This window comes from Streptomyces sp. NPDC111520, assembly GCF_055635295.1.
The window spans coordinates 561,779-587,142 of record NZ_JBVKBW010000005.1; the positions used below are offsets into that span (position 1 = coordinate 561,779).

17 protein-coding genes and 1 pseudogene are annotated in these 25,364 nt (G+C 72.5%); 6 read left to right on the forward strand and 12 right to left on the reverse strand.

Annotation, left to right across the window (positions count from 1 at the left end):
- Positions 1–12: 12 nt before the first annotated feature.
- The 5 genes and pseudogenes from rny to ACZ7MY_RS14800 all read right to left on the reverse strand — a co-directional run bounded on the left by rny (position 13) and on the right by ACZ7MY_RS14800 (position 4,971).
- The gene (gene rny / locus ACZ7MY_RS14780; protein WP_499601941.1) at positions 13–1,500 is read right to left on the reverse strand and encodes a ribonuclease Y; all 1,488 of its coding nucleotides are present in this window, start codon (positions 1,498–1,500) and stop codon (positions 13–15) included.
- Between the two features lie 93 nt (positions 1,501–1,593).
- A pseudogene (gene recX / locus ACZ7MY_RS14785) lies at positions 1,594–2,253 on the reverse strand (recombination regulator RecX); the annotation flags it as partial.
- Entirely contained in the window at positions 2,163–3,296 is a 1,134-nt protein-coding gene (gene recA / locus ACZ7MY_RS14790; protein WP_499601943.1) for a recombinase RecA, read from the reverse strand. The pseudogene recX and the gene recA, both read right to left, overlap by 91 nt.
- A gap of 191 nt (positions 3,297–3,487) precedes the next feature.
- Entirely contained in the window at positions 3,488–4,642 is a 1,155-nt protein-coding gene (locus ACZ7MY_RS14795) for an AI-2E family transporter (RefSeq protein ID WP_499601944.1), read from the reverse strand.
- Positions 4,643–4,776: 134 nt separating this feature from the next.
- On the reverse strand, positions 4,777–4,971 hold the full coding sequence (locus tag ACZ7MY_RS14800; protein ID WP_499601946.1) for a DUF3046 domain-containing protein: 195 nt from the start codon (positions 4,969–4,971) through the stop codon (positions 4,777–4,779).
- 333 nt (positions 4,972–5,304) lie between these two features.
- On the opposite strand from ACZ7MY_RS14800, the gene ACZ7MY_RS14805 reads away from it, so the two are divergent.
- The 3 genes from ACZ7MY_RS14805 to ACZ7MY_RS14815 all read left to right on the forward strand — a co-directional run bounded on the left by ACZ7MY_RS14805 (position 5,305) and on the right by ACZ7MY_RS14815 (position 9,794).
- A complete protein-coding gene (locus tag ACZ7MY_RS14805; RefSeq protein WP_499601947.1) occupies positions 5,305–5,886 on the forward strand; it encodes a TMEM165/GDT1 family protein in 582 nt (193 codons plus the stop codon).
- 292 nt (positions 5,887–6,178) lie between these two features.
- Positions 6,179–7,399, forward strand: coding sequence for a PP2C family protein-serine/threonine phosphatase (locus ACZ7MY_RS14810; protein WP_499601948.1), 1,221 nt, complete (start codon positions 6,179–6,181; stop codon positions 7,397–7,399).
- Between the two features lie 91 nt (positions 7,400–7,490).
- Entirely contained in the window at positions 7,491–9,794 is a 2,304-nt protein-coding gene (locus ACZ7MY_RS14815; protein WP_499601950.1) for a SpoIIE family protein phosphatase, read from the forward strand.
- Positions 9,795–9,810: 16 nt separating this feature from the next.
- On the opposite strand, the gene ACZ7MY_RS14820 is transcribed toward ACZ7MY_RS14815, so the two are convergent.
- The 4 genes from ACZ7MY_RS14820 to ACZ7MY_RS14835 all read right to left on the reverse strand — a co-directional run bounded on the left by ACZ7MY_RS14820 (position 9,811) and on the right by ACZ7MY_RS14835 (position 16,240).
- Positions 9,811–10,422, reverse strand: a complete 612-nt coding sequence (locus tag ACZ7MY_RS14820; RefSeq protein ID WP_499601951.1) for an HdeD family acid-resistance protein — start codon at positions 10,420–10,422, stop codon at positions 9,811–9,813.
- A 54-nt stretch (positions 10,423–10,476) separates the two neighbouring features.
- Positions 10,477–10,896, reverse strand: coding sequence for an SHOCT domain-containing protein (locus ACZ7MY_RS14825; RefSeq protein ID WP_499601952.1), 420 nt, complete (start codon positions 10,894–10,896; stop codon positions 10,477–10,479).
- Between the two features lie 93 nt (positions 10,897–10,989).
- Positions 10,990–13,467, reverse strand: a complete 2,478-nt coding sequence (locus ACZ7MY_RS14830; protein ID WP_499601954.1) for an ATP-dependent Clp protease ATP-binding subunit — start codon at positions 13,465–13,467, stop codon at positions 10,990–10,992.
- A 181-nt stretch (positions 13,468–13,648) separates the two neighbouring features.
- Positions 13,649–16,240 carry a Pls/PosA family non-ribosomal peptide synthetase gene (locus ACZ7MY_RS14835; protein ID WP_499601955.1) on the reverse strand — a complete coding sequence of 864 codons (2,592 nt, stop codon included), beginning with the start codon at positions 16,238–16,240 and terminating at the stop codon, positions 13,649–13,651.
- A gap of 308 nt (positions 16,241–16,548) precedes the next feature.
- On the opposite strand from ACZ7MY_RS14835, the gene ACZ7MY_RS14840 reads away from it, so the two are divergent.
- Positions 16,549–18,399, forward strand: coding sequence for a Na+/H+ antiporter NhaA (locus ACZ7MY_RS14840; RefSeq protein ID WP_499601956.1), 1,851 nt, complete (start codon positions 16,549–16,551; stop codon positions 18,397–18,399).
- A gap of 41 nt (positions 18,400–18,440) precedes the next feature.
- On the opposite strand, the gene ACZ7MY_RS14845 is transcribed toward ACZ7MY_RS14840, so the two are convergent.
- A complete protein-coding gene (locus ACZ7MY_RS14845; RefSeq protein WP_499601958.1) occupies positions 18,441–19,664 on the reverse strand; it encodes a DUF418 domain-containing protein in 1,224 nt (407 codons plus the stop codon).
- A gap of 174 nt (positions 19,665–19,838) precedes the next feature.
- Here ACZ7MY_RS14845 and ACZ7MY_RS14850 point away from each other — a divergent pair, with 174 nt between their 5' ends.
- Positions 19,839–20,504 (forward strand): response regulator, encoded by a 666-nt coding sequence (locus ACZ7MY_RS14850; protein ID WP_499601960.1) that lies wholly within the window; start codon positions 19,839–19,841, stop codon positions 20,502–20,504.
- The gene (locus ACZ7MY_RS14855; protein WP_499601961.1) at positions 20,501–21,601 is read left to right on the forward strand and encodes a sensor histidine kinase; all 1,101 of its coding nucleotides are present in this window, start codon (positions 20,501–20,503) and stop codon (positions 21,599–21,601) included. The genes ACZ7MY_RS14850 and ACZ7MY_RS14855 overlap by 4 nt, the downstream gene beginning before the upstream one ends.
- Here the strand turns inward: ACZ7MY_RS14855 and ACZ7MY_RS14860 are convergent.
- Both ACZ7MY_RS14860 and ACZ7MY_RS14865 read right to left on the reverse strand, forming a co-directional pair.
- A complete protein-coding gene (locus ACZ7MY_RS14860) occupies positions 21,562–24,345 on the reverse strand; it encodes a cation-translocating P-type ATPase (protein ID WP_499602013.1) in 2,784 nt (927 codons plus the stop codon). The genes ACZ7MY_RS14855 and ACZ7MY_RS14860 overlap by 40 nt on opposite strands.
- 57 nt (positions 24,346–24,402) lie before the next feature.
- Positions 24,403–25,362, reverse strand: coding sequence for a polyphosphate kinase 2 family protein (locus ACZ7MY_RS14865; protein ID WP_499601962.1), 960 nt, complete (start codon positions 25,360–25,362; stop codon positions 24,403–24,405).
- Between the last annotated feature and the right edge of the window lie 2 nt (positions 25,363–25,364).

Sequence of the window (25,364 nt, forward strand, 5' to 3'; positions counted from 1 at the left end):
GGCGGGGACGCCTCAGCGGGCGAACTCCGTCGCACGGGACTCCCGGACGACCGTGATGCGGATCTGGCCCGGGTAGGTGAGTTCCTCCTCGACCTGCTTGGCCACGTCGTGGGCGATGACCTGCGCCTGGATGTCGTCCACGTCCTCCGGGCGCACCATCACCCGGATCTCGCGTCCGGCCTGCATGGCGAAGACCTTGGCGACGCCCGCGTGCGCGGCGGCGATCTGCTCCAGTCGCTTGAGCCGGCGGACGTAGCTCTCCAGGGACTCGCGGCGTGCGCCGGGACGGCCCCCGGAGATCCCGTCGGCGGCCTGGGTCAGGACCGCCTCGACGGTCCGCGGGTCGACCTCGTTGTGATGGGCCTCGATGGAGTGGACGACGTCCTCGCACTCGCCGTGCCGTCGTGCCAGGTCCGCGCCGATGAGGGCGTGGCTGCCCTCGACCTCGTGCGTGAGGGCCTTGCCGATGTCGTGCAGCAGCGTGCCGCGCTTCGCCACCGCCGGGTCGATGCCGAGCTCGGCGGCCATCATGCCGGCGATGTGGGCGGACTCCAGGAGGTGGCCGAGCACGTTCTGACCGTAGGAGGTGCGGTAGCGCAACCGCCCGAGCAGCGTGACCAGTTCGGGGTGCATGTCGGTGATGCCGATCTCGGTGAGGGCGTCCTCGCCGTGGTGCACGCACAGTTGCTCGACCTCGGCCTGCTTGCGCTCGTAGACCTCCTCGATGCGGTGCGGGTGGATGCGGCCGTCGGTGACGAGCGCGTCGAGGGCAAGCCGGGCGACCTCGCGGCGCACCGGGTCGAAGCAGGAGAGCAGCACCGCCTCGGGTGTGTCGTCGATGATGAGGTTGACCCCGGTGACGGCCTCGAAGGCACGGATGTTGCGGCCCTCGCGGCCGATGATGCGCCCCTTCATCTCGTCGCCCGGCAGCTGCAGCACCGAGACCACGGACTCGGCGGTCTGCTCGGTGGCCACCCGCTGGATGGCCCCGGCGACGATCCGCCGGGCGCGTTCCTCGCCGCGGTCGCGGGCCGCCCGCTCGATGTCGCGGACGATCACCGCCGCCTCACGCTTGGCCTGTTGCTCGGCGGACCGCACGAGGTCGGCGCGGGCCTCGGCGGCGGTGTAGGCGGCGACGCGCTCCAGGACCTCGCGCCGCTCCTCCTCCAGCCGGTTGAGCTCGGCGCGGCGGCGCTCCAGTTCCTCGCGTTCCTCCGCCAGTTCGCGGCGGCGCCGGTGGAGTTGCTCCGACTCGGCGTCGATGCGGGACTCCCGGTCGGCGAGCCGCTGCTCACGCCGCTCCAAGTCGGCCCGGATCTCGCGGACTTCCTCCTTGGCGGCGGACCGGATCTCCCGGGCCTCACGCTCGGCCGCGGCCCTGAGCTGTTCGCGTCCGGCGCGGAGCCGCTGGAGCAGCACGCCCGCGGTGACGGCGACGACCACGGTGACCGCCACGGCCACGGCCGTGAACACGGATTCGGTCCCCAGCGCGATGCCCATGGCACCAACTCCCGTATCTCTGAGGACGCGATCCCTCACCCGTTGTGAGGCTAGGTCGACTCAGAGGCACGGTCAAGGAACCTCAACGGAGGTTCAGTCGGGCAGGTAGTACTCGAGCGACTCCGGGTCCTCGCCCTCCTCCTCCAGGGCGCGGCGCACCACCCTGAGGGCGAGCCCCTCCGCGTACCCCTTGCGGGCGAGCATCCCGGCGAGCCGGCGGATCCGCTTCTCCCTCTCCAGGCCGCGGGTGGCCCGGAGTTTGCGGTCGACGAGGGCGCGGGCCGTCTCCTCCTCCTGCTCCGCGTCGAGCTGCCCCACGGCCTGGCCGATCGCCTCGGCGTCCACCCCCCGGGTGCGCAGTTCCCGGGCGAGGGCACGCCGGGCGAGACCACGGCCGTGGTGCCGGGACTCCACCCAGGCGTTGGCGAACGCCTGGTCGTCGATCAGCCCGACGTCCTCGAACCGCTCCAGCACGTGCTCCGCCGCTTCCTCCGGGATCTCCCGGCGGCGCATGGCGTCGGCGAGCTGCTTGCGGGTGCGAGGGGTCCCGGTGAGCAGGCGCAGGCAGAGCGCCCGCGCCTGCTCCACGGGGTCAGGTGGCGGCTCTTGCTCGGCCCTCGACAAGAAAGAGCCGCCACGATCCTTGTGCCCGGACGCCACCGTCAGGCCTTGGCGGCCGCGGCCTTGGTCGCCTTGGCGGCCTTGGGCGCCGGAACGGTCGCGGCCTCGGCCTTGGCCGGGTCGGTCACCGCCGCGGGAGCGGCCGCGTCATCGGTGGGCTGCTCGCCCGCGGGCTCGGGCCGGACGCCGATGCCGAGCTTCTCCTTGATCTTCTTCTCGATCTCGTCGGCGAGGTCGGGGTTGTCGCGCAGGAAGTTGCGCGCGTTCTCCTTGCCCTGGCCGAGCTGGTCGCCCTCGTAGGTGTACCAGGCACCGGACTTGCGGATGAAGCCGTGGTCCACGCCCATGTCGATCAGGCCGCCCTCGCGGCTGATGCCCTGGCCGTAGAGGATGTCGAACTCGGCCTGCTTGAACGGCGGCGCGACCTTGTTCTTGACGACCTTGACGCGGGTGCGGTTGCCGACCGCGTCCGTGCCGTCCTTGAGGGTCTCGATGCGGCGGATGTCCAGACGCACGGAGGCGTAGAACTTCAGCGCCCGGCCACCGGTGGTGGTCTCCGGGGAGCCGAACATCACGCCGACCTTCTCGCGGAGCTGGTTGATGAAGATCGCGGTGGTCTTGGACTGGCTGAGCGCACCGGTGATCTTGCGCAGCGCCTGGCTCATCAGACGGGCCTGCAGACCCACGTGGGAGTCGCCCATCTCGCCCTCGATCTCGGCCCGCGGCACGAGGGCCGCCACGGAGTCGATCACGATGAGGTCCAGCGCGCCGGAGCGGATCAGCATGTCGGTGATCTCGAGGGCCTGCTCACCGTTGTCCGGCTGGGACAGCAGCAGGGAGTCCACGTCCACGCCGAGGCGCTTGGCGTAGTCGGGGTCGAGGGCGTGCTCGGCGTCCACGAAGGCGACCTTGCCGCCGGCCCGCTGGGCGTTGGCCACCGCGTGCAGGGTCAGGGTCGTCTTGCCGGAGGACTCCGGGCCGTACACCTCCACCACGCGGCCGCGCGGGAGACCGCCGACGCCGAGCGCGACGTCCAGGGCGGTGGATCCCGTCGAGATGACCTCGATGGGCTCGTTCGGCCGGTCGCCGAGGCGCATGACGGCACCCTTGCCGAACTGCCGTTCAATCTGTGCGAGCGCGGCGTCGAGCGCCTTCTCGCGGTCGGTTCCTGCCATGGGTTCCACCCTGGGTGTCTGAGTCGTTCGCTTCACGTCCATGACGCTACTGCCTGCCACTGACAATGCGTCCCGACGCCGCCCGGGCCTGTGGACAACCCCATGGGAGTCCGTGGGAACCCCCGGGGAACCGGGCCCGCGACATCCATGAGAATGGATGTTCGATTTTCGTGTCAAGCGACCCGCGAACCTCAGGCTCCCCCGTCGCCCGCACCACCCCGGCCGTCCCCGCCGTCCCCGCCTTCCCCACTGCCCCCGCCGTCCCGGCGCCACCGCCACCGGAGCAGCTGCCGGCGCTGCGGTCCGTGCGCCCGCGGGTCCGTGACCGCGTACCGCTTCACGTACGCCCCGAGGAAGCCCTGCAGCGTCGCCGTCGCCGGGATCGCCACCAGCGCGCCCACCGCCCCCAGCAGCGCGGTGCCGGCGATCACCGACCCGAAGGCCACCGCGGGGTGGATGTCGACGGTGCGCGCGGTGATCCGCGGCTGCAGCACGTAGTTCTCGAACTGCTGGTAGACCACGACGAAGCCCAGCACCCACACCGCGTCCCACGGGTCCTGCGTGAACGCGATCAGCATCGGCAGGGCCCCCGCCAGGTACGTGCCGACCGTCGGCACGAACTGCGAGACCACGCCGACCCAGACCGCCAGCGCCGGCGCGTACGGCACTCCGATGACCACGAACAGCACGTAGTGGGCGACCGCCGAGATCAGCGCCATCAGCGCCCGCGAGTACAGGTAGCCGCCGGTCTTGGCCACCGCGATCTCCCACGCCCGCAGCACCTCGGCCTGCCGGGCCGGCGGCAGCACCGAGCACACCGCGCGGCGCATCCGGGGCCCGTCGGCGGCGAAGTAGAAGGTGAACAGGCCGATCGTCAGCAACTGGAAGACCCCGCCGAGGACGGTCGCCGACAGCCCCCACACGTTGCCCGCCTGCCGCTGCACGTAGTTGCGCAGCCAGTCGGAGTGCAGCACGTTCTCCTGCAGCTTGCCGACGGACAGGTCGGTGCCGAAGGTCTGGTTGACCCACACCACCACGTCGTCGACGTACTCCGGCAGGTTGCGGCCGATCGAGGTGATCTGGTCCACCAGCAGGGAGCCGAGCAGCACCACGAAGATGCCGCCAGCGGCGAGCACGACCAGGAACACCAGCCCGGTCGCCCACCCCCTGCGCATGCCGCGCGCGGCCATCCAGTCCACCGCCGGCTCGATCGCCAGCGCGCCGAAGAAGGCCAGCAGGATGTTCACCAGCAATCCGATGACCTGGTGGAACGCCCAGTTCGCCAGCTGGAAGGCGGCCAGCAGCGCGATCGCCAGCACCATCGCCTTCGGCAGCCAGCGCGGCATCGCCGAACCCCCCGCCCCCTCCCCCGTACCCGTTCCGTTTCCCGGTTCCCCGGGATCCCCCGGCGACCGATGCCCCTCGGTCGCCCCGGCTATCGTCTCGTCGCTTCCCGCCACGGCCCCAGTCTCACCCGTGCTCAGCGGCGTGAGGCCGGAACGTCGACGGCCGCGCACACCGCCCGCCACACGTCCTTGGTCGCCCAGCCCGCGTCCAGTGCCTGGTGCACGGTCCGGCCGCCGAGCTCGGACATCACGTGGTCGCGCGCGAAGGAGTCGGCGTACGCCTCCCCGAAGTGCGCGCGCATCCGTTCCCAGAACACCGTCAGCTTCATGCGCCCAGTATCCCGCGCCGCGGGCCGAACGTGCGGGCGTCGCACACCGGCGCACCCGCCCGCCGCCCGGGGCCGACCGGAGCGTTGGGTACACTGGGTGAAGCGAAGGGGAGTAGTCCCGCAATACCGGTTGGTCGACACACTGGACGTCCGTGGACGTCCCGGCCACCGGGCCGCCGCACCTGGTGCGGGGGTGGACGAGACCTTCGGCCAAGGCAAGACGTGGTCCGCGCCTCCGTGCGGGCCGCTCCGTCGTGCCGGGCCGTTGGCGCTTCCCCGTCGCCCCCTGGGTGCCGTCGAGTCCGCGGTCCGGCCCCAGCAGAAAGCACCGGAATGACCTTCGACCCCCTGGCGCTCGTCACCGCCTTCGGGCTGATCTTCCTCGCCGAGCTCCCGGACAAGACGATGTTCGCCTCCCTGGCGATGGGCACGCGCATGCGGCCGCTGTACGTCTGGTTCGGCACCTCGACCGCCTTCATCGTGCACGTGGCCATCGCTGTCGGCGCCGGCAGCCTGATCGGCATGCTGCCGAACATGGCGGTGAAGCTGGTCTCGGCCGCCCTGTTCGCCTTCGGCGCCGTGGTGCTGCTGCGGGGCGGGGGCGACGACGACCACGACGAGGCCGGCAGGACCGTGACCGGCTTCTGGCCGGTGTACTCCACCGCCTTCACGGCCGTGTTCATCAGCGAGTGGGGCGACCTCACGCAGATCACCACCGCCAACCTGGCCGCCACCAACGGCTGGCTGCCGACCGCGATCGGCTCGGCCGCCGCCTTGATGGCGGTCTCCGCCCTCGCGCTGGTGGTGGGCCGGTTCATCGCCAAGAAGGTCCCGCTGAAGACCATCCAGCGGGTCGGCGGCGTCTGCATGGCGGGCCTGGCCGCCTGGACCCTGGTCGAGGCCTTCACGGGCTGACGGTTCAGCGGGCGCTCACGGGCCCGCGTACGGGCCGCTCACGGGCCGGCGTCCGGGCCGGCGCCACCGGACGCCGTTTCCAGGGCGGGCGTCACCCGGTCGCCCCGGCCCCCTCCGCGGGCCGACCGCCCGTCGCCCTTCCGCGTTTCGTCCGCTTTTTCCGAATGGCGCCATTAAGCACCGTGATGACCCGAGATGTTTGGCGGGCGTACATTCGGTGTATGCGATCGGCAGCGCTGGAGGACGACCTTCGTGCTCCGGCTCCAGGCCCCGGCGGGGACCCGGAGCCGCGATGAAGGACAGTCTCACGCACCGCCTGCGGCGGCTGCCCGGGCGGCGGGCGGCTCCGCCCGGCTCCGGTACCGGCCCCTCCTGGGTGACGCAGGTGACCCAGGGCCACGGGCCGCTGGCGCTGGCGCTGTTCATGATCGGCTCCATCGTCGTCACCGGCTTCATCCTGCCGCCCACCGAGCACCTCGCCTCGCTGATGGTGGTGGTCCCCGCCACCACGGCCGTGCTGGCGGGACCGGGGACGACGACCCTGAGCGCCGCGCTGTCCTGTGTCGCCGCCTTCGTGCTGGACGTGCACGACGACCTGCTCGGCACCTCCATACCTGCCGTGCACCAGCTGGAGATCCTCCTCGTCTCGGCCTTCGTCATCGCCTCCCGCAGCATCCGTGACCGCAGCGTCCGGGAGCTGATGGAGGTGCGGATCGTGTCCGACACCATCCAGCGTGTCCTGCTGCGCCCGTTGCCCCCGCGCATCGGGCCGTTGCTCGTACGGGCGACGTACCACGCCTCCCATCCGTACGCGCAGATCGGCGGGGACCTGTACGCGGTGGCCAGGAGCGCCGCGGGGGTGCGCTTCCTGATCGGGGACGTCAAGGGCAAGGGGCTGCCGGCGGTCGAGGACGCGGAGGCCCTGCTCGGGGCGTTCCGGGGGGCCGCCCGCAAGTTCGGCTCGCTCCCGGAGCTGGTGGCCGACCTGGAGCACGCGGTGCGCGGCCACTTCGAGGAGACCGGGCGGACCGACAGCGACGCCGTGGAACGGTTCATCACCGCGCTGGTCCTGGAGGTCCCCGACGACTGCGCCGAGATCCACATGGTCAACTGCGGACACCCCCCGCCCTACATGGCGCAGCGTTCCGACACCCTGCTGCTGTCGCCGGCCGTGCCCGCTCCCCCGCTCGGCCTGGGCAGCCTGAACGCCGACGACTACGTCGTCGACACCTTCCCCTTCGGCCACGAGGCGACGCTGCTGCTCTACACCGACGGGGCCATCGAGGCCCGCAACGACGCCGGGCAGTTCTACGACCTGGGGGCGCACGTGGCCGCCTGGCCGGGCTCCCGCCCGGAGGAGCTGCTCCAGCACGTGCTCGACGGGCTCTCCCTGCACGTGGGCGGCGGCGCCGTCAAGCTCGACGACGACATCGCCATGATCGCGGTGCGGTACGGCGACGGGTTCCCCTCGCCCTCCCCCGCACCGTCCGACGAGCGGCTCCTCACCTCGTGACGCGGACCCGGCCGCGGGCCGTCCCCCGGGGAAAACGCCGGGGTGCGGGGGCTGGTGGGGTGGAGGAGGGTGAGGTGGGAGGTGTGTGCGGATGGCGGGTGGCGGTGACGTGCTCCTGCTCGTCGACGAGGACGGGCGGGTGGTGGAGTGGCGGCCGGGGGCCGAGGAGTTGTTCGGCCTGCCCGCCGAGGGCGCCGTGGGACGTCCCGTCGCCGACCTCGTGCGCGAGCCCGGTTCCGCCCTGGCCCGCGGCGAGCTGCTCGTCCGGCCGCTCCTACGCGGCGCCTCCGTGGTGTGGGAGGTGCGCGCGGGCGGCGGCGACACCCTGGGTGAGCGGGACGCCGCGCTGCTGAAGGTGATGTTCACGCAGGCCCCGGTGGGTCTGCACGTCCTCGACGACCAGCTGCGCCTGGTGCGGATGAACAGCGCGACGCGGGCGCTGCACGACACGCCGCTGAGCCCGGGACGGCCCTTCGGCGAGGTGTTCCAGCTGGACGACCCGGTGACGGAGGAGGAGGTCGCCCGGCGGGTGCTGGAGACGGGGGAACCGGTGCTCAACCGCCTGGTGCGCGGCGCGCTGGGCGAGGGGCGGGCGCACCGGCGCATGTACCTCTCCTCCGTCTTCCGTCTGGAGGGCCCGCACGGCGAGGTGCTGGGACTGGTGGCCGCGGCCTCCGACGTCACCGAGCGGCAGACGAGCCGCCGGCGGATGGCCGTGCTGGACTCGGTGCGCGAACGGGTGGGCCAGCGGCTGGACGTGGTGGCGGTCTGCGAGGAACTGGCGGAGGCGGTGGTCCCGGCGTTCGCCGGCATCGTGGTGGTGGAGGTCGTGGAGGACGTCGTGCGGGGCGAGGTGCCGCCACTGGTCCCCGTCGACCGGGACGTGCCGCTGCGCAGGGCCGCCTACCGCGGCAAGGTGTCGGCGTACCCGGTGGGCGACGTCCGGCACCTGCCGTACGGCACCCCGTTCGCCCGTGTGCTGGCCGATCTGAAGCCGCGGCTCGTCCCGGTGGACGAGGACAGCATGTGGCTGGCGGCGGACCCGGCCCGCGCCGACGCGATCCGCCGGCAGAACGTGCACTCCCTGATCGTGGCGCCGCTGGCGGTGCGCGGTGAGGCGCTGGGCCTGGTCAGCTTCTACCGGCACGACGACGAGGACCTCTTCGACGAGGACGACGTGAGGCTGGCGCTGGACGTGTGCACCCACGCGGCGCTGTGCATCGAGAACGCCCGGCGCTTCACCCGCGAGCGCACCATCGCCGCGACCGTGCAGCGCCGGCTGCTGCCGCAGCGGCCGTCGCCGCGGATCGCGCTGGAGACGTCCCACCTCCACCTCCCGGGCGTGGAGGGCGGCGGGGCGTGGTTCGACGTGATCCCCCTGCCCGGCGCACGAACGGCCCTGGTCGCCGGTGACGTCAAGGGGCGGGGCGTCGAGGCCGCCACCACCATGGGGCAGTTGCGGACGGTCATCCACTCCCTCGCCGCGCTCGACCTGCAGCCCGAGGAACTGCTGGCACGGCTGAGCGACACGGCGACCCGGCTCGCGGAGGAACGGGCGGCGCTCCCTGCCGGGGACCCGCTGCACCGCGAGCCGCTGACCGCGGAGTGCGTCATCGCCGTCTACGACCCGCTCGACCTCACCTGCACCATCGCCCTCGCGGGGCACCCGCAGCCGGTCGCCGTCTTCCCCGACGGCGCGATCGAGGCGCTGCCCGTCTCCCCCGGACCGCTGCTGGCCGAGTCGGGCAACGCCCCCTTCACCGCGACCACGGTCACCCTGCCCGACCGCACCACCCTGCTGTTCGGCACCTCCTCGCTGACGGACCTGCTGCACCCGCGCTCCGGGACGCTGCACGGCCTGCTGGAGCGCTACGGCCGGGGTCCGTTGCAGGAGCTCAGCGACGCCTTCGCGTACGCCGTCAACGACGGCAGCCGGCCCGGGGACCTGCTCATGCTGCTCGCCCGCACCCGGGGGTTCCCCGGCGACCGGGTGCTGACCTGCCCGCTGCCGAGCGACACGGAGGCGGCGCCCATCGCACGGTCGATGGCGCGGCGCCGGCTGGCGCAGTGGGGGGTCGACGAGGAGACGGCCTTCACCACGGAGCTGATCGTCAGCGAACTGGTCGGCAACGCGGTGCGGTACGGGGCGCCGCCCCTGCAACTGCGGCTCGTCCTGGACGCCACGCTGACCTGCGAGGTCAGCGACGGGGGCGCGAGCGCGCCCCATCTCAAGCACGCCCGCACCCTGGACGAGAGCGGCCGCGGCCTGTTCATCATCTCCCGCTGCGCGGACCAGTGGGGCACCCGCTACCACGCCGAGGGCAAGACCATCTGGGCCGAGCAGACGCTGCGGACCCCGGCGCCGGCGCAGGCCGACGGCGGCACCGGGCCCTGACGGCACCGGGCCCTGATCAGCCGGGCGGGCGCGGCGGCGCCGGCCGTGCGGCGAGCGAGCGCAGTGCGAGCGCCGCCGCCACCTCGGCGAGGCCGAGCAGGACGAGCCACAGCCCGATCAGGCGGGCGAGCGCCACCGCCGACTGCACCGGGAAGGCGAGCACGACGACACCGGCGACGACCCCGAGCGCGGCCACGGCGAACGCCATGCCGCGGTGCGCAATGTCCCGCCCCGTGACGGCGACGAACCCGACGAGCAGCCCGGACACCAGCCAGTACGCGCCGAGGACGAGGGAGAGCACGGCCGCGGTCTGCAGCGGGTGCCGCAGGCAGAGCACCCCGGCGAGCACGGCGACGACGGCGACGACGACCGCCGTCACCCTGCTGCCGCCGTCCGGCCGGGAGAACGCCGTGACGAAGCGGAACACCCCCGTGGCCAGCAGGTAGAGGCCGATGACGACCGCCAGCACGTGCAGCGTCTCGTCCGGCCAGACCAGCACGATCACCCCGGCGGCGAGCGTCGCGAGGGCGAAGCCCAGCGACCACCCCCAGGAGCCGCCCAGTTTGCCGAGCACCTCCTCGGGGTCGGCCGGCCCCTGCGTCGGGGCGTGTCCGTACGGTGCGTTCATGGTGTCTCCCGGCGCTGCGCGCGGCGGCGTGCGCCGCCGCGCGACGAGGACGGCTCAGTGCAGGACCTTCTCCTTGAACCGCTGGAACTCCTCCTCCGTCAGGTCGCCCTTCGCCTTCAGCTCCGAGAGCTTGGCGAGCGCGTCGACCCCGCCCGCCGCCGTTCCGGTGCCGCCCGCGGTCTCGCGGACGTAGTCGTCGAAAGCCTTCTGGCGGGCGTGCATCTGCTCCGCCTCGCGCTTGCCCATGCCCGAGCCGCGGAAGAGGAGGTACGCCAGGATGCCGACGAAGGGGAGGACGAGCACGAAGAGCAGCCAGGCCGCCTTGGCCCATCCGTTCATGCTGTCGTCGCGGAAGACGTCCATCACGACGCGGACGATGAGGAAGATCCACAGGACCCACAGGAAGATCCACATCATCGTCCAGAACGCGCCCAGGACCGGGTAGTCGTAGGCGAGGTACATGTGACCGGTCATTTCCGTCTCCTCCTGGCGCCCGCCCCGTACGGTTGCGGGGTGGGCGCGGACCGGGGGCGGATGCCCGCCCGTGTGCTGCTCGGTGAGCCGGGGTCAGCTATCCGACGGCGCCGCCCCGTCGGCCGGCTCCCGCGCCTCGCCCTCCTTGAGGGAGAGGGACAACTGCCCGTCCTTGACGTCGGCGACGACGGTGTCCCCGGCGTTGAGGGTGCCGTCGAGCAGCATGTTGGAGAGCCTGTTGTCGAGTTCGGTCTGGATGGTGCGGCGGAGCGGCCGTGCGCCGAACTCCGGTTGGTAGCCCCGGTCGGCCAGCCACTCCTTGGCCGCCTGCGTCACCTCGAGGCCGACCTGCTGGGCGTGGAGCCTGCGGCGGCTGCGCTCCAGCAGGAGGTCGACGATCTGCACGAGGTCCGGCCGGGTCAGCGCGTGGAAGACGATGATCTCGTCGATGCGGTTGAGGAACTCGGGCCGGAAGTGGGCGTGGAGCTCGGCCATCAGGTCGTCCCTGATGTCGTCGATCGCCCCTTCGTGGTCGAGGATGTGCTTGGAGGCGATGTTGCTGGTCATGATGACCACGGTGTTCCGGAAGTCCACGGTGCGTCCCTGGGCGTCCGTCAGGCGCCCGTCGTCCAGGACCTGCAGCAGCAGGTTGAAGACGTCCGGGTGGGCCTTCTCGACCTCGTCGAACAGCACGACGCTGTACGGCTTGCGGCGGACCGCCTCGGTGAGCTGTCCGGCCTCCTCGTACCCCACGTAGCCGGGCGGGGAGCCGACGAGCCGGGAGACGGTGTGCTTCTCCTGGAACTCGCTCATGTCGAAGCGGATCATGCGCTCGGGGTCGCCGAAGAGCAGTTCGGCGAGGGCCTTGGCGAGTTCCGTCTTGCCGACGCCGGTCGGGCCGAGGAAGAGGAAGCTGCCGGTGGGCCGGTCGGGGTCGCCCATGCCCGCGCGTCCGCGGCGCACGGCCTGGGCGACGGCGTCGACCGCCTCGTCCTGGCCGATCACCCGCTTGTGGAGGGCCTCCTCCAGCTTCATCAGCCGCTCGCGCTCGGTCTCGGTCAGCTGGGAGACCGGGATGCCGGTGCGCGCGGACAGCACCTCGGCGATGTCCTCGGCGGTGACGCCGGGCGTCTGCTCCCGCTGCGCGGCCATCGCGGCGCGTTCGTGCTCCAGGTCCCGGATGCGCTCCTTGAGGCTGCCGGCGCGCTCGAAGTCCTCGGTGCTGACGGCCTCGTCCTTCTCGCGGCGGAGCTTGGTCAGGCGCTCCTCCAGCTCGTCGGACGGGCCCGGGCCGCCGAGGGAGCGCAGGCCCACGCGGGCCCCGGCCTGGTCCATGAGGTCGATCGCCTTGTCGGGCAGGAAACGGTCGCTGATGTAGCGGTCGGACAGGGCGGCCGCGGCGTCCAGCGCCTCGTCGGTGTAACGCACCTGGTGGTGCGCCTCGTAGGCGTCGCGGAGCCCGCGCAGGATCTCGACCGTCTCGTCGACGGAGGGCTCGGGCACCATCACCGGCTGGAAGCGCCGCTCGAGGGCGGCGTCCTTCTCGATGTACTTGCGGTACTCGTCGATGGTGGTGGCGCCGACGACGCTCAGATCACCGCGGGCCAGGGCGGGTTTGAGGATGTTCCCCGCGTCCATGGCACCCTCGCCGCCCGCCCCGGCGCCGACGACGGTGTGGAGTTCGTCGATGAACAGGATGACGCTGCTCTTCGCGGCGGTGACCTCGTCGATCACCTTCTTCAGGCGTTCCTCGAACTCGCCGCGGTACTTGGAGCCGGCCACGAGTCCGGCCAGGTCCAGCCCGACCACCCGGCGATCCCGCAGGGACCTGGGCACCTCCCCGGCCACGATCCGCTGTGCGAGTCCCTCGACGATGGCGGTCTTGCCGACGCCCGGGTCCCCGATGAGCACTGGGTTGTTCTTCGTCCGCCGGGAGAGCACCTCGACGGTCTGCTCGATCTCCTCGCCGCGGCCGACCACCGGGTCCAGCCGTCCGCCGCGCGCCTCCTCGGTGAGGTCGCGGCCGTACTCGTCGAGCGTCGGGGTGTCGGTCGGCGCCGACCGGCTGCCGCCGGCCTTGCCCGCGAGGGCCGTGGGATCGCCGCCCTCGGAGCGCATCTCCAGGCCGGAGTGCGGGTCGTCGGCGAGCGCGGCGAGGATGTGCTCCGGGCCGATGTAGGAGGCGCCGGATGCCTGGGAGCGCGCGTGCGCGGCGAGCAGGGCGCGTTTGACGGCCGGGGTGAGCGCGGGCTCCCCGCTCCCGGTGCCCGAGGGCAGGACCGCGGCCACGTCCTCGGCCAGCCGGTCGGGGTCCACCCCCGCCTGTTCCAGCAACTGCCGGCCCGCGGCCACGCGGGTGGCCGCCCAGAGCAGGTGCTCGGTGTCGAGGTCGGCGCCGTCCGCGGCCGCCCGGCTCGCGGCGGCCGCCAGCAGTTCGTTCGAGGAGTCGCTGAGCAGGCGCCCGATGGGGACGCGCTGGACGGCGGGCGGCGATGCCGCCGGGCTCATCCCGAAGAAGCGGTTGAAGAGGTCGGAGAACGGGTCGCCGGACCCGAAGGGGGAAGTCGTCACCTTGCCCACCCGTCCGGCGGGCACACAACGGCTGAGTGGCGCCCGCCGTAGTCGAATTGCCCGTACCCCACCAGTGTTGGCCCGATCGGACGCACCTGCCACCGCAGTGGCCGCACGGTCACGGAACACGCCCCGGCGGCAGCAGGGTCGGCGCGGGCGGGCCCGGGCGGGGGCGGGGCGCTCAGCCGGTCCGGGCGGTGGGTGTGGTGTCGCGGTGCGCCGGGGGCACCGGCAGCTCGTCCGGCATCTCGCGTGCGGGGTTGCCGGCCCAGTGGGCGCCGTCCGGCATCTCCTCGCCCTTCATCAGGAAGGAGTCGGGCGCGAGGACCGTCCCGTCGCCCATCGTCACGCCGTAGTGGACGAGGGCGCCGACACCGATGGTGCAGCCGGCCCCGAGGGCGGTGTGGTCGGACTTGAAGGTGCCGTCCTCCTGCGAGTGGCACTGGATCCGGCTGCCCTCGTTGAGGACGCACTCGTCCCCGATGCTGACCAGGGAGCGCTCCGGGAAGTAGCAGCCGTCGTCGAAGACGCGCCGTCCCACCCGGACGCCGAGCCAGCGCCAGACGACGCCCTTGAAGGGCGTGCCGTTGAAGACCATGATCGCCTCGCTCACGCTGGTGACCTTCCAGTACCGCTCGTGGCGCCAGAAGGGACGCTCGTAGATCGAGCAGTACAGCGGCCTCAGTCCCCGGAAACCGGTGGCGATGCGTTCGGACAGCACCATGTCGGCGACCGTGAAGGCGAGCGTGAGGAGGTTGGCGAGCGCGATCACCGACACCCCGAGCGCGGCGTACAGGTCCGCGGCCACCGACACCACGAGTGCTACCCAGAAGAAGAACACCCATCGCACGAGCAGATGCAGCGCCATGGTGGCGACGTTGTGCTTGTTCTTGGCCGCCAGTCGGCTCCGGAAGGTCTCGCCGTCCTTGAGGTGGTCGAACTTGCTGTCGCGCAGGACGGACCGCGGGATCTCGAAGCTGGGCGAGCCCAGCAGGCCGACGTCCTGCCGCACCTTCCCGTCCACCGGGACCATGACCTTGGTCGCCAGGAGGCAGTTGTCCCCCGTCCTGCCCTGTGAGGGGTAGGCGACGTAGTTCCCGACGAAGTTGTGCGGCCCGATGGTGACCCGCGAGACGCAGAAGGACGAGCTGGAGAAGTCGGCGTTGATGATCGACAGTCCGTCGGCCACCATCGTCCCCCGGCCGACGGTGCTGAGGAACGGGTTGTCCTGCTTCATGATCGTGCCGAAGTTGGACCCGGTCTGCTCCACCCGCGAGAGCCTGTAGCCCAGGCCGCCGAGGTAGTGGACGATGGCCGAGCTGTCGCCGAACAGGGTCTTGAAGAAGCGCCGGTTGGTGACGAAGCCGATGGTCCGGTGCATCCCGTACCGGAAGCCGAACAGGGGGTAGACCGTGTCCGGTCTGACGGCCCGGTTCAGCACGCGCGGGACCGTCACCGTGAACAGCAGGCCGAGCACCACCGCGCCGAAGAACAGGGCGACCGAGGTGACCAGGGCGTCGGAGTAGAACGCCCAGGTCGTCAGCGCCCTGGGGCCCGGCTCCAGGAGCGAGGCGAACTGCGGCACGGCGGCGAACAGCAGCACCGTGCTGGCGACGGCCAGCGGCACGTAGACCAGGACCGCTCCGAGCAGCTGCGAGAGCGTGTAGCCCGCCCTGCGCGCCGCGCCGCAGCGGGCGGGGCCGACGGCCCGGTAGTCGACGTCGGCCGGCTGGGCCGGGGACCCGTGCCAGTGCTCGCCGTCGGGCACGCGCTGACCGGCGTGGAGCGATGACGCGTGCCCGAGCTGGGTCCCGTCGCCCATGACCGTGTCGATGTCGATCACCGTCACCTCGCCGACGAGGACGTCCCTGCCGAGCGTGACGGGGCCGGTCCGGATCACCCCCGACTCGGCGCGGTAGCAGGAGAAGAACACGTCCTTGCGGATGACCGTGTCGTCGCCGATGGTGAGCAGGTCGGTGCAGACCGGCACGCGCCGTGACAGGACGGTGACCCGCCGCCCGATCCTGGCGCCGAGCGCGCGCAGGTAGAGCGTGTACAGCGGCGATCCGTGGAAGAAGACCAGCGGGTCCGACCTGATGAGCGTCTTGACGCACCAGAAGCGCAGGTAGTCCATGCTCCAGATGCGGATCCGCCGGGGCCGCCACCGGCCGACGAGCACCCACTTGGCGACGATGGGGAGCACGCACACCGCGGCGAAGGTGACGGCGCCGAAGGCGATCGCCCGCAGGTAGGTGTCGACCAGGCCCGAGGCGCCGGCGATCCAGTCCACGCCCTTGGTGAGCACCAGGGCGGCGCCGAAGGAGTACGCCACGAAGAAGGCGAGCTGCAGCACCCCGCAGAGCATGTAGTGCGGGGTGCCGGACGGTGGTCCCGCCGCCGGCCCCGGCGCGGGCGCGGAAGGGGCGGGCGCGGGAGCCGCGGAGAAGGCCGGAGGGGCCTCGTCCAGGGCGGCGGCCAGGCTGCGGACGGTGGGATGGCGGTAGATCTCCTTCATCGACACCGAGGGGGCGTCCGGCCGCTTCCTCAACCGCGCGCAGAAGTGCGCCATCACCAGCGAGTCGGCGCCCAGGTCGTCGAAGAAATGGCTGTCGACGAAGTGGCTGTCGACGCGGACCTGTCCGGCGTGGACGACACCGGCCAGGGTCTCCGCGAGGATCCTCTCCGTGCCGGTCCGGGGACCGGCACGATCACCCCCGGTGGTCGGGGCCTCGTCCTGATCACGCCGACGGACGTCGGCGGGTTTGTCCACCATGTGATCCCCTGAGGGTCCACGACCGTGCGCACCCAGCGGCCCGCTGCCACGAGGTCGTGGGCACGTGTCCGGCCGTACGGGAAGAAGTCGTCTCCTTGCAGTCTCGGACGTCCCGCGCCGGGGCGCCAACCGCCGGGCCCGCGACGGCCGGAGCGGTCACCGTGCGTAGGGTGGCGGCACTCCGGGCCGACCGGCGGTCCGCCCGGGAGGCCGCGCGACAGGCCGCCGCCGCGGGGTCGTGCCACGATGTGCGGGTGGGTGCGTTCTCGTCACTGCAAGCAACGGGGCAGACTCCGCGCCGCCCCGGCGTGACCACTCCGCGCCTGAGTTTCCTGCGCACCGAGACGGCGGGCGCCGGCTTCCTGCTGGCGGCCACGGTCATCGCCCTGGCCTGGGCCAACCTGGCGCCGGAGAACTACGAGTCGGTGTGGCACACCCGTCTGTCGTTCACCCTGGGCTCGCAGGGGGTGTCGCTGGACCTGCGGGAGTGGATCAACAGCGGGCTGATGACGCTGTTCTTCTTCATCGTCGGCCTGGAGGCCCGCCGGGAGTTCGACCTCGGGGAGTTCCGCGAACGGACCCGGATCACCCTGCCGACCACGGCCGGACTGGCCGGGATGCTCGTACCGCTCGGCCTCTACCTCGCCTTCACCCACGGCACGCCCGACGCGCGCGGCTGGGGCACGGTGATCTCCACGGACACCGCCTTCGCCCTCGGGCTGTACGCCCTGCTGGGCCGCAGACTCCCGGCGGCCACGCGGGCGTTCATCCTGACCGCGTCGGTCGTCGACGACTTCATCGCGCTGGCCGTCATCGCGTTCGCCTACACCAGCGGCATCTCCTGGCCCGAACTGCTCGTCGCCATCGGCATCTTCGTCGTCGGGCTCGGCGCGTCCACGTGCATCGTCCGGGCCTGCGGCGAGTTCCGCGGCGCCGCCTACGCGCTGACCGGCGTGGCCGTGTGGTTCGCGCTGCTGGGCTCCGGGGTGGACCCGGTCGTCACCGGGCTGGCGCTCGGTCTCATGGCCTGCGACCATCCGGCGCGCGGCGCCGACCTGCGCCGGGCGAGCACGCTCTACCTGCGCTTCAGGGAGCAGCCGACACCCGCGCTGGAACGCACGGCCCGGCGCGGCCTGGCACTGTCGGTGTCGCTCAACTCGAGGCTGCAGGAGCTGTTCCGCCCCTGGACCAGCTATCTGATCGTCCCCGCCTTCGCCCTGGCCAATGCGGGCATCACCCTCGACGCGCGGCAGTTGACGGCCGCGTTCGCCTCTCCCGTCACCTTGGGCATCGTCGTCGCCTATGTGGTGGGCAAACCCCTCGGCGTCGTGGGCGCCTCGGCGCTGACCACACGGCTCAGCCGCGGCCGGCTGCGCCCGCCGGTCGGCTGGGGCGCGGTGACGGCCGGCGGCACCATCTCCGGCATCGGCTTCACCATCGCGCTGCTCATCGCGGCCCGCGCGTTCCAGGGCGGACGGCTCGCCGAGGCGAAGGTCGGCATCCTCACCGCGGTGCTCCTCTCCTTCCTGCTCACCTGGTGCGTGACGCTCGTGCTGTCCCGGCTGCCCCGGGCGGTGCGGCGGCGGGCGCTGCTCGGCAAGGCGCAGCAACTGGAGGACCTGGCCGTCCCCGTGGACCCGGAGCGCGACCACATCCGCGGCCCGCACGACGCCCTGGTGACCGTCGTCGAGTACGGGGACTTCGAGTGCCCCTACTGCGGCGAGGCGGAGCCCGTCATCCGCGACCTGCTCGCCGACTTCGGCGACGTCCGGTACGTGTGGCGCCACCTGCCGCTCGCCGACGTGCACCCGCACGCCGTCCAGACCGCCCGCGCCGCGGAGGCCGCGGCCGAGCAGGACCGTTTCTGGGAGATGCACGACCAGATCTTCGCCCACCCCCAGGCGCTGGACGTCCGCGGACTGGAGCGGCTGGCCGTGGCGGTGGGGCTCGACATGGACCGCTTCCGGCACGACATGGAGACCCGCTCCGTCGCGGTCCGCGTCGCCGAGGACGCCGAGTCCGCGGACCTGAGCCACGTGTCGGGCACACCGACCTTCTTCATCAACGGCCGCCGCCACTACCGTGCGTACGACATCGAGACCCTCTCCGCGGCGGTCCGCGTCGCCCTGGAACGCGCCAAGGCGGCCCTCCACCACTGACGCCCGCCGAGCGGATGCCTGCCCTCGAACCCCGGACGGCGTCAGTTGATGAGACGGGCGGGCAGGGTGACGGAGTGGAGCACGTACTCAAGGGGGCCGCGCCGGAAGACGCGGGTCCACAGGAGGGCGGCGAGCACGGCCGTCGCCGTGAAGCAGAGCCAGAGCGCGACGGCGCCGGTGTAGGACCGGTCCTGGTCGTCGAGGTCGAACGCGCTGAGGGCCACGATGTGCCCGGCGTACGCGGTCAGCGAGACCGAGCCGACGGCGATGACGGGCGCGGCCAGACACCGCAGGCCCGCCGAGCGGTCGACGAGGGCGAGGCAGCCGGCGAGCACCAGGAGGGCGACGCCGGTGTTGCCCAGGATCGAGAAGGTCGTCTGGCTGTGCGGCGCGGCCACGAGCAGCCAGGCCGGTGTGGCGTACCCGGGGGAGCCGACGGCGTCGGACCACCAGGCGGCCCCGGCCGGACCCCCGTCCGTGGCGGCCCCCACCGCGCCGAGCGCACCCGGCACCAGGTGCAGGGCGAGCCACGACCCGCCGTAGCCGGCCGCGGTGAGGACGCCGCCGTACCCGGCGAGCCTGGCGCGTACGCCGGGGCGGCCGAGGTCGAGCCGGGCGACCGCCATGCCGGCGACGATGAACGGCAGCCAGGTGAGCACCGGGTAGTCGCCGGTGACGAGCAGGTCGAGGAGGCCGTCCCCGCCGCTGACCACGGCCACCGGGTCGTGGTCGGCGAGGACGTCGGCCCATCCCCCGCCGTAGGCCGCCACGCGCAGCGGGTACAGCACCTGCGGCAGCACGAGCGCGGCCACGAGCGCGACGAGCGCCAGGTCGCGTGCGCTCCGCAGCCGTCTCAGCGGGAGCGCGAGAGCGAGGGCCAGGCCGTAGTAGGCGAGGATCACGTTCACCGAGGTGTCGAGGGCCGTGAGCACCCCGCCCAGGGCCACCAGGACGGCGGAGCGGATGAGCACCCGGCCGGCGGCCTGCCGTCCGGCCCGTCCGGTCCGCGGCTCGGGCCGGCCGGTGAGGATGACCAGCGTGAATCCGGCGAGCAGCGCGAACAGCGCCGAGGAGCGGCCGCGGGACATCTCCGCCGCCCAGCCCACGGGCCCGCCGCCGGGAGGATCGGGACCCACGTGCGACGCGTACATGCCGAGCACCGCCAGTCCGCGGGCGAGGTCGAGTCCCACCAGACGGCCCGTGGTCGGGCCCTGCCCCACCGCGCGCGCCGCTTCCCGCGGGGCGCCCGGTGTTACGTTGGTCATTGCTCCAGGGTTGTGCAGACCGCCCGCGGCGCCCCATCCGGCAGTCGTCCGGAACCGCCTCCGCCTCCTGACCCCCGCTCCCCCGTCACCTGGCCGGACGCGGCCCGGGTCCCCGCCGGACCGCCCGCGGCGTGGTAGGAATCGGACAGGGGTCCGGTGGTGAGTGGAGCACGCGTGATCCGGGTATTGGTGGTCGACGACGAGGCCCTGATCCGTACGGGCTTCCAGCGCATCCTCGACGCGGCGGACGACATCGAGGTCGTCGCCGCCGTGCCCGGCGGGCAGGCGATCCGCACCGCGCAGGAGTCCCAGCCCGACGTCGTCCTGCTGGACATCCGGATGCCCGACGTGGACGGGCTGACCGTCCTGGCCGGGCTCCGCCGGCTGCCGCAGCCTCCGGTGGTGGCGATGCTGACGACCTTCGACATGGACGAGTACGTGGCCACCGCGCTCCGCTCGGGCGCGGCCGGCTTCCTGCTGAAGGACACCGACCCCGAGGAACTGCCGTTCCTGGTGCGGACCCTGGCCGACGGCGGCGCGGTGCTGTCGTCCAAGGTCACCCGGACGGTCGTCGACGGGTACCTGGGCGCAGGCCCGCACGAGTCGGCGACCCGCGGCGTGGCCCGGCTGACCGACCGCGAGCGCGCCGTCCTGCTGCTGGTCGCCGAGGGCCTGTCGAACGCGGACATCGCGGGGCGGATGCACCTGGGGACGGGCACCGTGAAGGACCATGTGAGCGCCATCCTGACCAAGCTGCAGGTGGGCAGCCGGGTGCAGGCCGCGCTGCTCGCGGAGCGCGCGGGGCTGCTCAAGCGGCCACAGGACGGTGAGGACGGATGAGGTTCCGGCGTCCGTCGCCTCCGGTGGTGGACCTCGTCGTCGTGGCGGTCGCGCTGTTCGACATCTGGGTGAACGTCGACCCCGCGGAGCCGGAGCGCCTGGGCTGCGCCCTCGGGGGCGCGGTCGCGCTGATGCTGCGCCGGCGCCTGCCGCTGACCACCTTCGTGCTGGCGCTGCCCGCCGTGCTGGTCTCGGACGCGGCCTTCGCCACCCTGGCCGCGCTCTACACGCTCGCCTCGTTCACCCGGCGCCGGTGGCTGCTGGCGGGGTGCGCGCTGGCCTTCACGATCGCGGACATGGCCCCGTGGCCGGCGCCGAAGTTCGACCTGTCCGAGCCCTCGACGCTGATCACGCTGAGCTACACGGCGGCGACGGCCGCCGCCCCGGTCTTCCTGGGCCAGCTGGTCCAGGCCCGGCGGGACCTGTCGCTGCGGCTCGCCGAGATCTCGGAGGCCCGCGACCACGAGCGGCTGCTCACCGCGCAGACCGTGCTGGCCAAGGAGCGCGCCCAGCTCGCGCGGGAGATGCACGACGTGGTGTCCCACCAGGTCAGCCTGATCGCCGTACGGGCCGGGGCGCTGCAGGTCGGCACGCAGGACGCCGAGGTCAAGGAGGCCGCGGCGACCATCAGGCGGCTGAGCGTGCAGACCCTGGACGAGCTGCGGCACATGGTCAGCGTGCTGCGCGCCGCCGGCGGGCGGCCCACCGAGCTCACCCCGCAGCCCTCCCTCGCCGACCTGGAACGGCTGGTGAGCGGCAGCGGCATCGAGGCGGAGCTGCAGCCGGACCTGCCGGACGGGCTGCCGCCGACGGTGCAGCGCGCGGTCTACCGCACCGTCCAGGAGGCGCTGACCAACGTGCGCAAGCACGCGCCCGGGGCCTCGGCGCGGGTCCGGATCCGCCACCAGGGCGGCAAGGTCCGGGTGACGGTCACCAACACCGCCCCCACCCGGCCCGCGCTCCCGCTGCCCAGCGCCCACTACGGGCTCGTCGGCCTGCGGCAGCGCGCCGCGCTGCTCGGCGGCACCGTCACCTCGGGTCCCACGGCGGACGGCGGCTACGAGCTGAGGCTGGAACTGCCCGCCGCGGGCAGCTGAAGCGGCGTCGTGCGGGCGCGGGACGCGGCCCGCGCCCGGCGTGCGATCAGCTTCCCGAGCTCCCACAGGAGCAGCAGGACGACGGCGGACAGCAGGGCCCAGCCGAACTGCCGCAGGTCGATCTCGGTGGTGCCCAGGATCCGCCGGAAGCCGTCCACCTGGGTGACCAGCACGGCGAGGACGAACTCCGACAGCGCCGCCCAGTTCATCTGCTTGCTGTCGAAGGTGGTCGTGGTGAGGACGGACGCCGTCTCGCTGCGGCACTCGAACGCGGCCACGACCAGGCAGAGCGCGAAGGCGGTGAAGGCCATCGAGTTGCCCACGGCGGCGCTGTGGAAGTGGCTCTCCCCCACCTTGATCAGCGCCAGCAGGACGACGGTGATCGCCAGCCCGCTCAGCCCCACCGTGACCAGCACGGGCCCGGTCAGCACGGACTGCCCGCGGGGCCGGGGCGTGCGGCGCATCAGTCCGGGGCTCTCCCGGTCGAACCCGAGGGCGAAGCCGAAGGGTGCGTTGACGACGAAGTGCACCCACAGCACCTGGGCCGGGGTGAAGGGCTCGCCGGCGGCGATGTTGAACAGGGTGGCGCCGAGGAAGGTCAGCACGAAGGCGACCAGCAGCAGGAGGACGAAGCGGATGTACTTGGTGAGGTTGTCGTAGAGCTTCCGGCCCTCCTCCACCGCGTGGATGATCGTGGCGAAGTTGTCGTCGGAGAGGATCATGCGGCCGGCGTTCTTGGCGACGTCGGTGCCGCTGCCCATCGCGATGCCGATGTCCGCGGCCTTGATGGCGGGGGCGTCGTTGACGCCGTCGCCGGTCATCGCCACCACCTCGCCCTTCTTCTTCAGGGTGTCCGCGAGCAGCACCTTGTGCTCGGGCGCGACCCGTCCGACCACGCCGATGCCGTCGATCCGGGCGAGCCGCTCCTCCTCCGGCAGCGCTGCGAAGTCGGCGCCGAGCACCGCCTCGCCGGGGATGCCGAGCTGCCGGGCGATGGCCGCGCCGGTGGTGACGTCGTCGCCGGTGACCATGCGGACCCTGATGTGGGCGGCCTGGGCGTCGGCCACGGCGTCGCGGGACTCGTCACGGGGCGGGTCGATCATGCCGACGAGGCTGGTCATCCGCAGGTCGGTGACGAGGGCGAGGAGATCGCCCGCGGGGTCGAACGCGGCGGGATCCAGGTCGCGCGTGGCGGCGGCCATGACGCGGCGTCCCTCGCCGCCCATCCGTTCGACGGCACCATGGGCGCGCCGGTTGAGCTCGTCGTCCCAGGGGACGATCGTTCCGGCGGACAGGGCGGTCGCGGCGCGCGCCATCACCGCGGGCGCCGCACCCTTGACGAAGCACCGCACCATGGGGCGGCCCGAGGCGTCGGTGGCGGAGTGGAAGGTGGCCATCAGCTTGTAGTCGGGGTCGAAGGGCAGGGTGGCCAGCCGCGGCAGCCGTTCCCGCGTCGCCTCGACGTCCAGCCCGGCCTTGTGGCCGAGGACGAGCAGTGCGCCCTCGGTGGGGTCGCCGACCACCGTTCCGTCCACCAGCTTCGCGTCACTGGCCACCACGTACGGCAGGATCGCGTCCTCGATGCCCGCGGAGGAGCCCGCGGCGTGGTGGATCCGGCCCGCCAGGCCGTAGCCGGTGCCGGAGACGGTGTAGCGGTCGGTGGGGCTGATCACCTCGACGGCCGTCATCTGGTTCATCGTCAGGGTGCCGGTCTTGTCGGAATTGATGGCCGAGGTGAAGCCCAGGGTCTCGACCGAGGGCAGTTCCTTCACGATCGCGTTGCGCCGGGCCAGGTTGAGGCTGCCGACCGAGAGGATCACCTGGGTCACCGTGGGCAGTGCCTCGGGGATGGCGGCGATGGCCAGGGACACGGCGCTGACGAAGAGCGCGTCCCACTCCTGGCCGCGGGCCCGGCCGAGGGCGAACATCACGATCATCGTCAGGCCCGCGGCCGCGGCGATCCACAGGGTGAGGTCGTCCAGCTCCTTGGTCAGCGGCGACTGCTCCTTGGCGGTGGCCGACAGCATCCCGGAGATCTTGCCCAGCTCCGTGCCGGCGCCCGTGCCGGTGACGACCATGACGCCGCTCCCGTGCGTGACGGGGGTGTTCATGAAGGCCATGTTGGTCTGGTCGCCGGGCCCGACGGGGGCGGCGCCGGCGGGCAGGGTGCCGGCGTCCTTGGCGGCGGGGACGCTCTCGCCGGTCAGCGCGGACTCGTCGATCTGGAGGGCGTTGGCCCGGACGATCCGCCCGTCGGCCGGGACCTGGTCGCCCGCGGCGAGGAGCACGACGTCGCCCACGACGACGCCCTCGGCCGGGACCTGCGACTCGGTGCCGTCGCGCCGTACCCGGGCGGTCGCCTTCATCATCGACTTGAGGGCGTTCATGGCGCTCTCGGCCTTGCCCTCCTGGCGCAGCCCGACGACGGCGTTGAGCAGGGTGAGCAGGACGAGGAGGATGCCGGTGCTCCACTGTGCGATCAGGAAGGAGACGACGGCCGCGGCGACCAGGATGATCTGCATGTAGCTGCGGTACTGGTCGAGGAAGCGCCGCCAGGCGGGCGGCGGCTTCTCCTCGGGCAGCGCGTTCGGGCCGTGGACGGCGAGCAGTTCGGTCACCCGTGCCGCCGGCAGGCCGGCGGCCGGGTCGACCCCGAACGCCATGGCGACGTCCTGCGGGGACCGCGCGTACCAGCCTTCGCTGGACGCGGGCCGTTCCCCCTCCGGGGTGGGCTGCACCGTCATCTTCATGCCTCCGATCCGGTCACGGCGTCCGGCCGTCGCCGTCCGGCGGCCCCCGGGTCAGGGGCGCCGCGCGTCCTTCGTCCGCCGCCGGGCCGCGTACGGGTCGGCCGCCGCCCCTTCGGGGGCCTCGGCCTCCAACTCCCGCCGGACGGTGAGCAGGTCGCGCCGCGCCTCGTCACCGAGCGTGGGGTACTGGGGGTCGATCTCCATCAGCGTGTGGACGAGCACCGCCGCCGCGCAGATCCGCGCGAACCACTTCCGGTCCGCCGGGACGACGTACCAGGGGGCGTGCTTGGTGCTGGTGGCCGACAGCATCTCGGAGAACGCCTCCTGGTACTCGTCCCAGTGGCGGCGCTCACGCACGTCGGCGGCGGAGAACTTCCAGTTCTTCTCGGGGAGGTCGATCCGCTTCAGGAAGCGGGTGCGCTGCTCCTCCTTGGAGAGGTTGAGGAAGACCTTCACGACCTTGAAGCCGTTGTCGGTCAGGTAGCGCTCCCAGTCGTTGATCTCCCGGTAGCGGCGCTCCCAGATGCCGGCCCCCTTGGGCCGCTCCGGCAGCTTCTGCCGCCGGAGCACCTCGGGGTGCACCCGGACGACGAGGACCTCCTCGTAGTGGGAGCGGTTGAAGATGGCGATCTCGCCCCGCTCGGGCAACCGCTGCGCGTAGCGCCACAGGTAGTCGTGGTCGAGCTCCTCCGAGGACGGCACCTTGAAGCTGCTGACCCGCACTCCCTGCGGGTTCACCCCGCTCATGACGTGGCGGATGGTGCCGTCCTTGCCGCCCGCGTCGAGTGCCTGGAGGCAGAGCAGCACCCCGTAGGTGTCCTGGGCGGCCAGCCGTGCCTGGTACTCGGCCAGCAGCGACACGCCGGTGCTCAGCAGGCCGGCGCCGTCCCGCTTCCTGAGGCTGCCCTTGTACCGGGGGTCGAAGTCCCTGGCCAGGTCCACGGTGGACCCCGGCTCGACACGCAGCGGCTCGATGAACTTCGCTATGCGCTTGGTCCGGGTGTCCGCCATCG